This is a genomic window from Micromonospora sp. WMMD998, assembly GCF_029581235.1.
Classification (GTDB): domain Bacteria; phylum Actinomycetota; class Actinomycetes; order Mycobacteriales; family Micromonosporaceae; genus Micromonospora.
Genome location: NZ_CP120740.1, coordinates 1,551,287 through 1,564,267, shown reverse-complemented (window position 1 = coordinate 1,564,267; position 12,981 = coordinate 1,551,287). Strand labels below are relative to the sequence as shown.

General features: G+C 74.2%; 15 protein-coding genes. 6 read left to right on the top strand and 9 right to left on the bottom strand.

Annotation, left to right across the window (positions count from 1 at the left end; genetic code table 11):
* Positions 1 to 1,146 (top strand): P-loop NTPase, encoded by a 1,146-nt coding sequence (locus O7619_RS07460; RefSeq protein WP_282286567.1) that lies wholly within the window; start codon positions 1 to 3, stop codon positions 1,144 to 1,146.
* A gap of 114 nt (positions 1,147 to 1,260) precedes the next feature.
* On the opposite strand, the gene O7619_RS07455 is transcribed toward O7619_RS07460, so the two are convergent.
* The gene (locus O7619_RS07455; protein WP_282286566.1) at positions 1,261 to 1,695 is read right to left on the bottom strand and encodes a preprotein translocase subunit TatB; all 435 of its coding nucleotides are present in this window, start codon (positions 1,693 to 1,695) and stop codon (positions 1,261 to 1,263) included.
* A gap of 72 nt (positions 1,696 to 1,767) precedes the next feature.
* Positions 1,768 to 3,075: a trypsin-like peptidase domain-containing protein gene (locus tag O7619_RS07450; RefSeq protein ID WP_282286565.1), complete on the bottom strand. Its 1,308-nt coding sequence runs from the start codon at positions 3,073 to 3,075 to the stop codon at positions 1,768 to 1,770.
* 293 nt (positions 3,076 to 3,368) lie between these two features.
* Between O7619_RS07450 and O7619_RS07445 the strand changes: the two genes are divergently transcribed.
* Complete coding sequence (locus O7619_RS07445) at positions 3,369 to 3,941, top strand: O-methyltransferase (RefSeq protein WP_281585116.1); 573 nt, start codon at positions 3,369 to 3,371, stop codon at positions 3,939 to 3,941.
* Positions 3,942 to 3,971: 30 nt separating this feature from the next.
* On the opposite strand, the gene O7619_RS07440 is transcribed toward O7619_RS07445, so the two are convergent.
* Together O7619_RS07440 and O7619_RS07435 are read right to left on the bottom strand one after the other, a co-directional pair.
* A complete protein-coding gene (locus O7619_RS07440; RefSeq protein WP_282286562.1) occupies positions 3,972 to 5,456 on the bottom strand; it encodes a leucyl aminopeptidase family protein in 1,485 nt (494 codons plus the stop codon).
* A 145-nt stretch (positions 5,457 to 5,601) separates the two neighbouring features.
* Positions 5,602 to 5,769 (bottom strand): DUF3117 domain-containing protein, encoded by a 168-nt coding sequence (locus tag O7619_RS07435; protein WP_013283866.1) that lies wholly within the window; start codon positions 5,767 to 5,769, stop codon positions 5,602 to 5,604.
* 192 nt (positions 5,770 to 5,961) lie between these two features.
* On the opposite strand from O7619_RS07435, the gene O7619_RS07430 reads away from it, so the two are divergent.
* Positions 5,962 to 6,780, top strand: coding sequence for a PaaX family transcriptional regulator C-terminal domain-containing protein (locus O7619_RS07430; protein ID WP_282286560.1), 819 nt, complete (start codon positions 5,962 to 5,964; stop codon positions 6,778 to 6,780).
* A gap of 4 nt (positions 6,781 to 6,784) precedes the next feature.
* Complete coding sequence (locus O7619_RS07425; protein WP_282286559.1) at positions 6,785 to 7,576, top strand: enoyl-CoA hydratase-related protein; 792 nt, start codon at positions 6,785 to 6,787, stop codon at positions 7,574 to 7,576.
* A 6-nt stretch (positions 7,577 to 7,582) separates the two neighbouring features.
* Here O7619_RS07425 and O7619_RS07420 read toward each other — a convergent pair whose 3' ends face one another.
* Genes O7619_RS07420 through O7619_RS07405 form a run of 4 tightly spaced genes read right to left on the bottom strand, consistent with a single transcriptional unit; the run spans position 7,583 to position 9,957 of the window.
* Positions 7,583 to 8,206, bottom strand: a complete 624-nt coding sequence (locus tag O7619_RS07420; protein WP_282286557.1) for a hypothetical protein — start codon at positions 8,204 to 8,206, stop codon at positions 7,583 to 7,585.
* A gap of 25 nt (positions 8,207 to 8,231) precedes the next feature.
* Positions 8,232 to 8,816 carry a DNA-3-methyladenine glycosylase I gene (locus O7619_RS07415; protein ID WP_282286555.1) on the bottom strand — a complete coding sequence of 195 codons (585 nt, stop codon included), beginning with the start codon at positions 8,814 to 8,816 and terminating at the stop codon, positions 8,232 to 8,234.
* A 44-nt stretch (positions 8,817 to 8,860) separates the two neighbouring features.
* Positions 8,861 to 9,358: an SRPBCC family protein gene (locus O7619_RS07410; protein ID WP_282286554.1), complete on the bottom strand. Its 498-nt coding sequence runs from the start codon at positions 9,356 to 9,358 to the stop codon at positions 8,861 to 8,863.
* Complete coding sequence (locus O7619_RS07405; protein ID WP_282286553.1) at positions 9,355 to 9,957, bottom strand: DivIVA domain-containing protein; 603 nt, start codon at positions 9,955 to 9,957, stop codon at positions 9,355 to 9,357. Before O7619_RS07405 ends, O7619_RS07410 begins: the two co-directional genes overlap by 4 nt.
* A 169-nt stretch (positions 9,958 to 10,126) precedes the next feature.
* Between O7619_RS07405 and folP the strand changes: the two genes are divergently transcribed.
* The gene (folP, locus tag O7619_RS07400) at positions 10,127 to 10,996 is read left to right on the top strand and encodes a dihydropteroate synthase (protein ID WP_282286552.1); all 870 of its coding nucleotides are present in this window, start codon (positions 10,127 to 10,129) and stop codon (positions 10,994 to 10,996) included.
* A gap of 3 nt (positions 10,997 to 10,999) precedes the next feature.
* On the opposite strand, the gene O7619_RS07395 is transcribed toward folP, so the two are convergent.
* The gene (locus O7619_RS07395) at positions 11,000 to 11,377 is read right to left on the bottom strand and encodes an NADH-quinone oxidoreductase subunit A (protein ID WP_282286551.1); all 378 of its coding nucleotides are present in this window, start codon (positions 11,375 to 11,377) and stop codon (positions 11,000 to 11,002) included.
* 124 nt (positions 11,378 to 11,501) lie between these two features.
* Between O7619_RS07395 and O7619_RS07390 the strand changes: the two genes are divergently transcribed.
* Entirely contained in the window at positions 11,502 to 12,908 is a 1,407-nt protein-coding gene (locus O7619_RS07390) for a hypothetical protein (protein ID WP_282286550.1), read from the top strand.
* Positions 12,909 to 12,981 lie beyond the last annotated feature (73 nt).

Sequence of the window (12,981 nt, the reverse complement as noted above, 5' to 3'; positions counted from 1 at the left end):
ATGTCAGCACCTGTCAGCACCATCTCCGACGCGATCCAGGCCGCGCTGGCCACCGTCAACGACCCGGAGATCCGTCGGCCGATCACCGAGCTCGGCATGGTCCGCTCCGCCGAGCGGGACGACGACGGCGTGGTCCGGGTGGAGCTGCTGCTCACCGTGGCCGGCTGCCCGCTGAAGGACAAGCTGCGGAACGACATCACGGCCGCCGTCGGCGCGGTGCCCGGGGTCAGCCGCGTCGAGATCATTTTCGACGTGATGAGCCCGGAGCAGCGCCAGGAGTTGCAGTCGAAGCTGCGCGGCGGCGGTACCGCCGAGCCGGTGATCCCGTTCGCCCAGCCCGGCTCCCGGACCCGCGTCTACGCGGTGGCCAGCGGCAAGGGCGGCGTCGGCAAGTCGAGCGTCACGGTCAACCTGGCCGCCGCGCTGGCCGCCCGCGGCCTGTCGGTCGGTGTGGTGGACGCCGACATCTACGGCCACTCGGTGCCCCGGATGCTCGGCGCCGAGGGCGCGCCGACCCGCGTCGAAGACATGATCATGCCGCCGCAGTCGCACGGCGTGAAGGTCATCTCGATCGGCATGTTCACCCCCGGCAACGCGGCGGTCGTCTGGCGCGGCCCGATGCTGCACCGGGCGTTGCAGCAGTTCCTGGCCGACGTCTACTGGGGCGACCTGGACGTCCTCCTGCTCGACCTGCCGCCGGGCACCGGCGACATCGCGATCTCGGTGGCCCAACTGCTGCCGAACGCGGAGATCCTGGTCGTCACCACCCCGCAGACGGCTGCCGCCGAGGTGGCCGAGCGGGCCGGCGCCATCTCGCTGCAGACCCACCAGCGGGTGGTCGGCGTGATCGAGAACATGTCCTGGCTGGAGTTGCCGGACGGCTCCCGGATGGAGGTCTTCGGCGCCGGTGGCGGCGCGACGGTGGCCGAGTCGCTGACCCGGACGATCGGCGCGCAGGTGCCGGTGCTGGGGCAGATCCCGATGGACACCCGGGTCCGTGAGGGTGGCGACGCGGGCCGGCCGATCGTGCTGGCCCAGCCGGACGCGCCGGCCGCGAAGGCCATGTTCGAGATCGCCGACCGGCTCGCCGTCCGCCGCGAGTCGCTGCTCGGCAAGCCCCTCGGCCTCAAGCCCACCGCCCGCTAGCCCTCTCACCCCTCGCCCTCTCCCCGTTCCCGCTGATTCACGGAAAGCGTGGCTATCGCCCGCGACATGAGCACGCTTTCCGTGAATCTGCACGGATCTTGGGGTGGGGGTGGGTCAGGTGGCGTCGTCGTAGGACGGGCGGGGGGCGGGTGGGGTGGGGGCGGCGGGGGCGGCCGGGGTGGTCACCGCGGGGCGGGGCGCGGGGGTCCGCAGGTCGGCCGCCCTGGCCACGTCCTTCAGCTCGTCGTGCACGCCGGTGACGTCGGAGCGCAGGTTGTCGTACATGCTCTGGAGCGGCTTCCGGATCGCCTGCTCGTCGTCCTCGCTGAGCAGATGCTTGCGGATGAACGCCTTGGGGTGCAGATCCTCCAGTTGAATGTCGGTGCCCAGCTCACGGCTCAGGTCGCCGGTGGCGTTGCGCGCCATGCTCCGCAGGTTGCGGACCATCCGGAGGCCGTCGCTGATCACGTTGGGCAGCCGGTCCCCGAAGATCAGCAACGCCAGGAGCAGCAGGACGCCGACCTCCCACATGTTCAGGTTCTCGAACACTCCGGCCTCCTCGTCCGTGTCAGGGCAAGACTACGCACGTGAGGTGACCCTCGGGGAGGGGGTGACCGGTCCTCACTTCGCGTCCGCGGCGAGCGTCACCGAGGCGTTCTGCCGGGACGACCCGCGCCGGTACTCCACCGTCACCACCGAGCCCGGCGCGTACTTGCGCACCAGCGCCACCAGGTCGGTCGGGTCGGTCATCGGATGGCCGTCCAGCCGGAGCACCACGTCGCCGGTCCGCATCCCCGCCGCCGCCGCCGGCCCGGCCGGCTCGACCGCGTTGAGGCGGACCCCGCCGCCGGTGGCGCCGGTGCCGCCGACCGAGGCGCCGATCACCGTACGCCGGGCCTTGCCGGTGCCGATGATCTCCTCGGTGACCCGTTTCGCCTGGTTGATCGGGATGGCGAAGGCGAGCCCGATGTTGCCGGCCTCCTGCCCGTCGGCCACCAGCGACTTGATCGTCGAGTTCACGCCGACCACCCGGCCGGCGCCGTCCACGAGCGGGCCGCCGGAGTTGCCGTGGTTGACCGCGGCGTCGGTCTGGATGGCCGCGTAGTAGCGGGTCGGCCCGCCCGGCTCGCCCGCCTGCATGGTGCGGTCCAGCGCGCTGACGATGCCCGCGGTGACGGTGTTGGCGAGCGACAGCGGCGAGCCCATCGCGAGCACCGGATCGCCCACCGCGAGCGCGTCCGAGTCGCCGAACTGCACCGGCGTCAGCCCGCTGCGGGTCACCTTGATGACCGCGATGTCCGACTCCGGGTCCTGCCCGACCACCGTGCCGGCGGCGGTGCTGCCGTCGTTGAACAGCACCGTGGCCCTGCCCGGGCCGTCCGCGACCACGTGGTCGTTGGTGATGATGTGCCCGTCGGTGCTCACCACGAAGCCGGAGCCCTCGCTGGTCCCGCCGAAGCTGGCCACCCGGATGGTGACCACGCTGGGCAGCACCCGCTCGGCCACCCCGGCCAGTGACTCGGGCTTGCGCTGGGCGAGCGCCGGCGCCTGGCCGGCCTGCGCGCCGAGCGTCGGCACGTCCCCGCCGCGCAGGAGCGCGTAGGTCAGGGCGCTGCCGAGCGAACCGGCGAGCAGCGCGGTGACCAGCGAGATCAGCACCACCTGGCGCAGCCCGGGCCGGGTCGGCTGGTCCGGATCGGTGACCGGCTCCGGCTCACCGGACCCGGCGGGCGCGGCGGCCGGCACCACCACGGCCGCGGGCGCGTACGGATCCCGCCACGGGTCGGCCAGCGCGTCGGACCACCAGGGCGACGTCGCACCACTCCCGGCGCCCTGCGGCGGCTGCCCGGGCGACGGGCCTCCCCCCGGTGCCCCGGCCCCGCCGGGCTGGCGCCAGTCCCAGCCGTCGGTCACGTCCGTGCCTCCCACTTTCGTCCCGCACGCCCCGCGCCGGACGCCGGCGGAGCCGGACGACCGAGACGCGCGGGACCCATCCAGGATTGCACGAATGCCCCGGGCGGAGTCAGGGGTTGCCGCCCGTGATCGTCCGACGGCCGACTCGCGGCTGCGCGGGTACCGGCCCGGCTCTACGCTCACAGTGCCCACCCGACCCCTCGCACCAGCCCCGCACCCGGAGGTGTCCCATCGCCACGGTCGCCGGTCACGGCAGTTCGACGGCCCAGGCGCTGCAGTTCGCCGAGTCGTACGTCACCGAGGACATCGTGCTGCGCACGGCCCGCGCCCTCGCCCACGAGGTGGGCGTGGAGGCGGTGACGCCCGGTGCCGGCGCGGCGCTGCGACTGCTCGCCGCCGCCGGCAACGCCCGCGCGGTGGTCGAGATCGGCACCGGCACCGGGGTCAGCGGCGTCTGGTTGCTGCGGGGCATGCGCCCCGACGGCGTGCTCACCACGATCGACGTGGAGGTCGAATACCAGCGCATCGCCCGGCGGCTGTTCCAGGAGGCGGGCGTCCCGTCGGGGCGTACCCGGATCATCACCGGCCGGGCGCTCGACGTGCTGCCGCGCCTCGCGGACGGCGTCTACGACCTGGTCTTCGCGGACGCGGCGGCGACCGGCTTCGCGGCGTACGTGGACGCCGCGTTGCGGCTGCTGCGCCCCGGCGGGGTGCTCGCGCTCAACGGCGCGCTGGCCGCCGGGCGGATCGGCGATCCGGCCGCCCGGGACGTGGAGACGGTCACGGTGCGGGAGACCATCAAGGCGATCCGCGAGTCGGAGCACTGGGTGCCCGCGCTGCTGCCGGTCGGCCACGGCCTGCTCGCCGCCGTGAAGAGCTGAGGTCAGCCCCGCGTTCCCTGAACGCTGAGGTCAGCCCAGCGTCGCCAGCCAGCGCAGCAACCCGCGCACGCCCCACCCGGTGGCGCCCTTGACCAGCTCGTCGTGCACGTCGTCGGACCACGACGGCGCGGACATGTCCAGGTGCGCCCAACGGTCCCGCAGGTCGCCAGTGAACTCGCGGAGGAAGAGCGCCGCCACCACCGAGCCGGCACCCTGGGCCGGGGAACTGTGCAGGTCCGCGACGTCGCTGGCGAGATATTCCAGGTAGTCGTCGGTCAGCGGCATCCGCCAGGCGCCCTCGCCGGCCGCGGAGATCGCGGCCACCAGGTCGGTGGCCAGGCCGTCGTTGTCGCTGTAGAGCGCCGCGTGCCGCTTTCCCAGGGCAACCGCGTTCGCCCCGGTCAGCGTGGCCAGGTCGACGAGCAGGTCGGGCTTCAGTTCCCGGACCGCGTACGCCAGCGCGTCGGCAAGCACCAGCCGCCCCTCGGCGTCGGAGTTGGTGCTCTCGCTGGTCAGCCCGCCGTAGTGCCGGATCACGTCGCCCGGCCGGAACGCGGAGCCGCTGACCATGTTCTCGGCGAGCGGGGCAAGCGTGGTGACCCGTACCGGCAGGCGCAGCTCGGCGGCGCCGAGCGTCGCGGCGAGCACCGCGGCGGCGCCGGCCATGTCCTTGCGCATCAGTTTCATCGCCGGCACCGGCTTGATCGAGATGCCGCCGGTGTCGAACGTGATGCCCTTGCCCACCAGCACCACGTGGGTGCGGGCGTCGGCCGGCCGCCAGTCCAGCTCGACCAGGCGCGGGCTCCGGGCGGACCCGGCGCCGACGGCCAGGATGCCGCCGAAGCCCTCCGCCGCCAGTTCCTCCGGGCCGCGGACCCGCAGGTGCAGGTCGGGCCGCCCGGACGCGGCGGCGGCCACCTGGTCGGCCAACCACTCCGGGTGCTTGGTCGAGGACGGGGTGTTGGTGAGGTCGCGGGCCAGCCGGGTCATCTCGGCGGTGGCCCGGGCGGCGGCAAGCGTGTCGGCGAGCGCTTCCGGATCGGCCACCAGCACGTCGACCCGGGCCAGGGCGGCGGGCCGGGCGCCGGCCTCGGTGAGGCGGAAGCGGTAGGAGCCCAGCAGCAGCCCCTCGGCCAGGCCACGCAGCGCCGCCTTGTCCTCGGGCTGCGTCGCCCCGGCCCGGCCGGACAGCGCGATGGTGATCTGCGTCTCACTCTTTGCCGCGCGGGCCAGCGCGGCGCCGGCGGACCGCCAGGCCCGCTCGTCGCCGTCGCCGACGCCGAGCAGCCAGAGGCGACTCGGGGCGCCGCCGGGACGCAGGTGCTCGCGTATCTCACCGGCGGCGCCGGTGTGGCGGGCGACGGGCAGCAGCGCGGCCACCTCGGCCCGGATGTCGTCGCCGGGTGTGGTGGCGGTCGGCACCACCTCGGGCGGGGCGTCCGGCGCACCGGGACGAACAGGCAGGACGAGGGCGTCGGGTCCCGTGGACCCGCTCACCAGACGAATGGCCAGCACGCTGGACCGTACCTCCGAATAAGCTCCGAGCCGGACAGGTTGCCGCTCACCGGCCGATAAAGGCCCTGAGCCACCGGCCAAGCCGGTGGCTCAGGGTAGGACGATCCGCCCGCACGGCTGGACGTCGTGCGGATTGCTCCTCGAATCAGCCGGCGGCCGCCTTCAGCGCGTCACCCAGCGCGGTGGCCTCGTCGGGAGTCATCTCGACGACGAGCCGGCCACCACCCTCCAGCGGGACCCGCATGACGATGCCCCGGCCCTCCTTGGTGACTTCCAGCGGACCGTCGCCCGTCCGCGGCTTCATCGCCGCCATGTTGTCTCCCCTCAGACCTACACCAGGGTCGGTGGGTTGCCCCACAGCCACATTCGCCAATCGCCAGCCGCAACCGTCGCGGAGGCGTCAACAAACGATTTTCCCTGATGAACACCGCCGGACCCAAACCGAAGCAGCATTGATGTAACAGCACCTAGCTTATCTTGGATAGGCCTGTCACAATGTGCGGTCATGCAGGCACGGTCGGCACTCTTCGACCTCTACGGCGACCACCTCCGCGCCAGGGGAGGCCGCGCGCCCGTTGCTGCCCTGGTCAAACTGCTGGCGCCGCTCGGGATAGCTCCGCCGGCCGTGCGCACCGCGGTCTCCCGGATGGTGCGCCAGGGCTGGCTGGAACCGCTCCGGCTCGCCTCCGGACCCGGATATGCGATCACCCCGAAAGCGGGCCGTCGACTGGACGAGGCAGCCTCCCGGATCTACCGGACCGGTCGGCACAGTTGGGACGGACGGTTCGATCTTCTCGTCCTCACGGCGCCCGCGTCGCGCCGGGAACGGCAGCGGCTCGCCGCCAACCTCACCTTCCTCGGGTACGGCACCCTCGACGACTGCACCTGGGTGGCCACCCGTCCGGGTGAGGACGTCGACCTGCTGCTCGCCGAGGCGGGTGTGCGCTTCGAGCGGTTCACCGCCGCGCACGCCGCCGGCACCCCCGGCGCCATGGGCGTGGTCCGCCGGGCCTGGGACCTGGCCGAGATCGGCCGGGCGTACGAGCGCTTCGTCGCCGAGCAGAAACCGCTGCTGCACGGCGTCACGGTACGCAGCAGCGACGAGGAGGCGTACGCGGCCCGGTTCCGGCTCGTGCACGCGTGGCGTACGTTCCTGTTCCGGGACCCGCAGCTCCCACCGGCGCTGCTCCCCGAGCGCTGGCCGGGCACCAGCGCGGCCGGGTTCTTCGACCGGCACGCGGCCCGGCTCCGGCCCGCCGCCGACCGGTACGTCGAGCAGTGCCTCGACGCCGGCAACCGCCTCGCCCGACAGAAGGGTCGTTAGACACGTGACCGAGCCGCTGCTCGTCGACCGCACCGACGCCGTCGTCACCCTGACGCTGAACCGCCCGACGGCGATGAACGCGCTCGACGTGGCGCTCAAGGAGGCCCTCCGGGACACCCTGGCCGAGCTGGAGACCGACCGTTCCTGCCGGGCCGTGGTGCTGGCCGGCGCGGGCGGCTCGTTCAGCGCCGGGCAGGACCTGCGGGAGCACGTGCAGACGCTGGAGTCGGCGGACACCGACCCGCTCGGCACCGTCCGGGCGCACTACAACCCGATCGCCGCCCGGCTGGCCAACCTGCCCAAGCCGGTGGTCGCGGCGGTACGCGGAATGGCCGCCGGCGCGGGCGCCTCACTGGCGTTCCTGGCCGACTTCCGCATCGGCGGCCCGAAGACCCGGTTCCTGATGGCGTTCGCCGGCGTCGGGCTCGCCGCCGACACCGGCGCCTCCTGGACGCTGCCCCGCCTCGTCGGCCACGCCAAGGCGGTCGAGCTGCTCATGCTCGCCGAGCCGGTGGGCGCCGAGGACGCCTGCCGGCTGGGCCTGCTCACCCGGCTTGTGGACGACGACGAGCAGGTGCTCCCGTCCGCGCAGGAACTGGCCGCCCGGCTCGCCGCCGGCCCGACCGTCGCCTACGGGGCGATCAAGCGCCAGCTCTCCGTCGCCGACGCGGGCACCCTGGCCGACGCGCTCGCCGCCGAGGCGCAGGCGCAGGCGATCTGCGGTGCCACCGCCGACCACCGGGCCGCCACGATGGCCTTCGTCAACAAGCGGAAGCCGGTCTTCGAGGGCCGCTGAGGCGCCTCAGTCGTCCTCCTCCGGGTCCTGGTTGGCCTCGGCGCCGAGCACGAACGCCTGCATGGCCAGCTCGTCGCCGGAGGGCGAGACGAACGCGGGCAGCTCGCGTGGCCCCAGCTCCTGCACGTACGACCAGAAGATCCGGACCGCCTCCGCCCGCGTCGCCGCCTCGATCGGCAGGTCCAGGCTGACCAGCCAGGTGCGCCGGGCCGGCGGCAGGCCGATCCGGTCGGCCAACGCCCGCCACCGCGCCGGGTCGAGCGCGGCCACCGGCCCGTCCGGCGCCGGGCCGTCGACCGCCACCGGCTCGTCGAGCGCCCGTCGGGTGTACGTCACCACGAACGCCCCGCCCGTCGCGTCGGACTGCGGGTCGTCGGGATCCTCCCGGCCCCCGACGCCGGCCCGGGCGACCCGGCCGAGCGCCACCAGGCGCAGCGGCTCCTCGACGAGCACCGCCACCCGGTCGCCGGGGCGGGGCCGGCCCGCCCCCGGCAACCCGGTCAGCTCCAGCACGTCGTGGTGCACCAGCCGCTCGGCCTGGTAGCGCTCGGCGGGCAGCAGCACCGCCCAGGCGCCCGCCGTGGGGTCACCGTCGGTCGTCCCGCTCGTCCGCGGCTCGGTGTCGGTCATGCCCCAATCCCATCACGCCGCGTCGTCACACCCCGGCCCGGTCGCCGCCGGAGTGACAGCCGGCGAGGTGATCGTCGACCATGCCGGTGGCCTGCATCAGCGCGTACGCGGTGGTCGGGCCGACGAAGCGGAAGCCCCGCTTCTTGAGCGCCTTGGCCATCGCGGTGGACTCCGGGGTGAGCGCCGGCACCTCGGCGAAGGACCGGGGGCGCGCCGGCCGGGGCGGGGGCGCGAACGACCAGAGCAGCGCGGAGAGGCCCTCGGGCAGCTCCAGCGCGGCGCGGGCGTTGGCGATCGCCGCTTCGATCTTGGCCCGGTTGCGGACGATCCCGACGTCGGCCAGCAGCCGCGCCACCTCCGCCTCGCCGTAGTCGGCCACCTTCCCGATCCGGAACCCGTCGAACGCGAGCCGGAAGGCCTGCCGCTTGCGCAGGATGGTCAGCCAGGACAGGCCGGACTGGAACGCCTCAAGCGTGAGCCGCTCGTAGAGCGCGTCGTCGCCGCGCAGCGGCCGGCCCCACTCCTCGTCGTGATAGACGGCATAGTCGATGGTGCTCGCTCCCCAGGCGCAGCGGGGCAGGCCGTCGGCGCCGGTCACCAGGTCAGTCACGCCGTACACGGTAGGCCAGGGCACCGACAGGCTGGATTGCCAGCTCAGGGCAGGCGGCCCTGCTCCACCAACCGGGCGAACCGCTTCAACGCCTGGGTCAGGCTGACCTTCGAGCCGGGCCAGAGCAGCGGCCAGGCGACCCGGCCGGCCGCACCGCCCGGCAGGTGGAACCACTCGTGCCACACCACCTGGGTGCGGCCCCGGTCCATCGGGGTGCACCGCAGCACACCCGGCCCGCGCAGCAGCTTGCCGCAGTGGACCACACCGACCTCGTACGGCGCGTCGATCCGGACCACACGCATCTCGTCGCGCAGCGCGGCCGGACCGAGCGCGGTGACCGCCTCGACCAGGCTCCCCTCGCCGCCGTCCCCCTCGACCACCCGGACCGTGGTGAACGGGATCCAGTCCGACTGCCGTTCCCAGGCCGTCAGGGCGGCGAAGACCCGATCGGCCGGCGCGTCGACGATCACCGTGGCGGTGACCTCGGCGGCACCCGGCTGGGCCGCCTCGGTGAAGCCGGCGGAGCCCTCCGTGCCGGTCACGCCGACTCCGAGCGGAGCGCCCCGCGTTCCCGGTCGTCGGCGTCGGTCGTACGCACGCTTTCGCCGGCCGGCTCCGGCGCGGCCCCGGTCGCGGGCGTGATGGTGTCCTCTACCGCGGCGGCGGCCGGCGCCTCCGCCACGCCCGCCTCGGCGGTGGCCGGTGACTCGGGCGCCGTCAGGTCGATGACCACCGGGCCGGTGGACGCATCGCCGTCCGACGGGTCGGCTCCGAGGCTCGTCGCGGCGGCCTCCTCGCGGGCCTGACGCAGCGCGTCGGCGTCCTCGGTCCGTCCCTCCCGCAGCGCGGTGTTCTCGGCCTCCAGCACGCCGATCAGCTCGGACTTGTAGCCGATGTCGTAGGCGGCGCGCCGAAGCGCCGCGTCGACCTGGGCCATCCGGTATCCGCGCAGCGCGGTGTCGAACCGGACCCCGGTCACGTCCGACTCGTCGAGCGGGCGCGCGCCCGGCAGCGGCACCGACCGCCCGTCCGGCTCGGCCGGCACCAGGCCCGGATCCCGTCCGGAAACCAGCGCCGTCACTCCGAACACCACAGCCGCGACGGTCAGCGCGACGACCAAGAGGAGCAGAACCTGACCCATGCAGAGATCGTGGCATGCGGGCCGGGATCGGGCGAGCCCTCCGGAGCCTCCGGTCCGGAACGAAGTGGCGAGAAACGCGAATATCTTGGTACGAAAGTCCCCCCGGAGGGGCAGTTTCGTACCAGGATCCCGGAGCGTCACCGGGTGTGGGCACGAGGGAGGGGCGGGCATGGCGGGGAGCTTGCGGCTCGGCGGGCGGACCTTCGCCCCGGGTGAGCTGGCGGTGATGGCGATCGTGAACCGCACGCCGGACTCGTTCTTCGACCGGGGCGCCACCTTCGCCCGGGACTCCGCGCTGCGGGCGGTCGAGCGGGCGGTGACCGAGGGCGCGGAGATCATCGACATCGGCGGGGTGAAGGCGGGGCCGGGCGACGAGGTCGACGTGGCCGAGGAGATCCGCCGGACGGTGGACACCATCGCCGCCGTCCGGTCCGCCTTCCCGGAGGTGGTCGTCTCGATCGACACCTGGCGGGCGGAGGTGGCGGTGGAGGCGGTCGCGGCCGGCGCGGACCTGCTCAACGACACCTGGTCGGGGGCGGACCCGGCGTTGGCCGAGGTCGCCGCGGCGACCGGCGCCGGGCTGGTCTGCTCGCACGCCGGCGGGCTGGCGCCGCGGACCCGGCCGCACCGGGCGGCCTTCGACGACGTGGTGGCCGACGTGGTCGGCACGGTCACCGGGCTGGCGGACCGCGCGGCCGGGCTGGGGGTACGCCGGGACGGCATCCTGATCGACCCGGCGCACGACTTCGGCAAGAACACCCGGCACTCTTTGGAGATCACCCGGCGATTGGCCGAGCTGGCCGACACCGGCTGGCCGCTGCTGGTGGCGTTGTCGAACAAGGACTTCATCGGCGAGACGCTCGACCTGCCGGTGCCCGAGCGGCTGGAGGGGACGCTCGCCGCCACGGCGGTCTCGGCCTGGCTCGGCGCCCGGGTGTTCCGCGCCCACCAGGTCCGCGAGACCCGGCGGGTGCTGGACATGGTGGCGTCGATCCGGGGTGACCGGCCGCCGGCGGCGACCCGTCGCGGGCTGGCCTAGGTCTCACGTCCAGCGCAGGACGCCACGCCGCCAGGCGTAGAGGATGCCCAGCGCGACGATCGCCACGAAGACGCCCATCTCCACCACCGTGGTCGCGCCGAATCCGGGACGGTCGAAGACGAGCGCCCACGGGAACAGGAAGACCGCCTCCACCGCGAACAGGACGTAGAGGTAGGCGTAGACGTAGTAGCGGATCTGCATCTGGGCCCAGTCGCCGCCGACCGGGTCGAGCCCGCACTCGTACGAGGCCCGCTTGCCCCACGGCTCGGCCGGACAGGCCGGACGTAACACCCGGTTCGCGGAGAACGCCGTGACGAAGAAGAGCACGGCGGCGAGCAGCAGCAGACCGAGCGTGGCGTACGAGCCGAGGTATCCGGTCACGACCGGAGCGTACCGGTCCCGTCGAGGCGTCTCGAACACGTTACGAATTCGTTTCCTGGCGGGACTAGTGCCGGATAGCAACTGTGACCGAATAATGAGACCTCTTCACCGTCCCGGAGGACAGATGACCCGCCCCCGCCCACCCCGCCGCACCCTCGCGCTGTTCGCGCCCGCGCTGGTCGCCGCAGCCGCAGCGGTCGTCACGGTGGCGCCGGGATGGGCCACGGCCACCTCCGCGTCGCCGGCCACGGTGGTCCGGGCGGCCGGCCCGGACGCGCCCGGCGACCCGGGCGACGATCCCGGCGGTGAGCCCGGCGGCGAGCCGACCCCCACCGAGGCGACGACGACCGCCACCGCGCCGGCGCCGCCGACGGAGGAGGCCCCGACACCCACCACGCCCGCGGTGCCGGCCGCCACCACGGCGCTGCCGCCGACCACCGCGCCGCCCTCGTCGGCGCCGGCCACCACCGCGCCGACTTCCACCGCGTCGGCGCGCCCACCTGTCGTGCCGCCCGTGCAGCCCCCTCCGCCACCCCGGACCCAGCCGGCCGGTGGACCGCTCGGCGTGCAGGTCAGCACGGACGACGTGGTGCTGACGCCCGGCTACTGGAACGCCGACAGCACGGTGACCACACTGCGGGTGACGGTGGCCAACACCGGCGGGCGGGCGGAGGAGGTGAGCCTCGGCTACACGCTCCCGGCGGGGCTGGCCGACGCCGGCACGCCGGGCTGCGTCGACGCCGGCGGCGGCAACCACCGCTGCGGCGGGTGGACCGCCTCACCCGGTGCCCGGTTCAGCACCACCATCCGGGTCCGGGTCGCCGGCGACGCCTGGCGGACCATGCCACTGAGCGGTTCGGTCCAGGTCACCGCCGTCGCGCCCGGCGTCGACGGCGCGGCGTACGACGACGAGGGCTTCGCGGTGCTCTTCCCGCCCGGCCCACCGGTGCCCGGCATCTCCCTCCGCACCGAGGAGGTGCACGTCGACCTCAACGGCGCGAGCACACTCACCGTACGGCTGGGCAACACCGGCTCGGTCGACGCGGCGGGCCGGGTGGAGGTGCTCCTTCCCGCCGGGGTGACGGTGAGTGGCGACGTGCGCGGCTGCGTTCCGGCGGACCCGGGCCGTACCCGGTGCGGGCTCGGCACACTGCCCGCCGGCCGGGCCGCGACGCTGCGACTGCCGCTGACCGCCTCGGCGGAGGCGCAGCGCACGGCCCCGCTCGCCGGCGCGGTGATCGGTCGGCTGGACCCGCGCAGCGGGCCGCACCGGCAGGTGCAGATGAGCTTCCGGATCAGCGCGGCGGCGGCCCGGGCCACCCCGGCGGTCGGCGCGCCCGCCCCGACCTGGTCGGAGGGCGTGCTCGCCGCGGCGGGCCGGTCCGGCGGACCCGGCACGCCGGCGCGCCGGATCGCGATCGTCCTGATCGTCATGTCGGGACTGCTCGTGGTGTTCGCGCTGACACTCGCCACCCGATCGCTGCGACGCCGGAGCGACATCACCGTGGCGGACCCCACCACGGACCGCTGACACCCCCTAAATCTTGGTGAGTTGGATTACGGGGTGGGGTACTAAAGCCCGCAAAGTGGGGCATACACCTGCG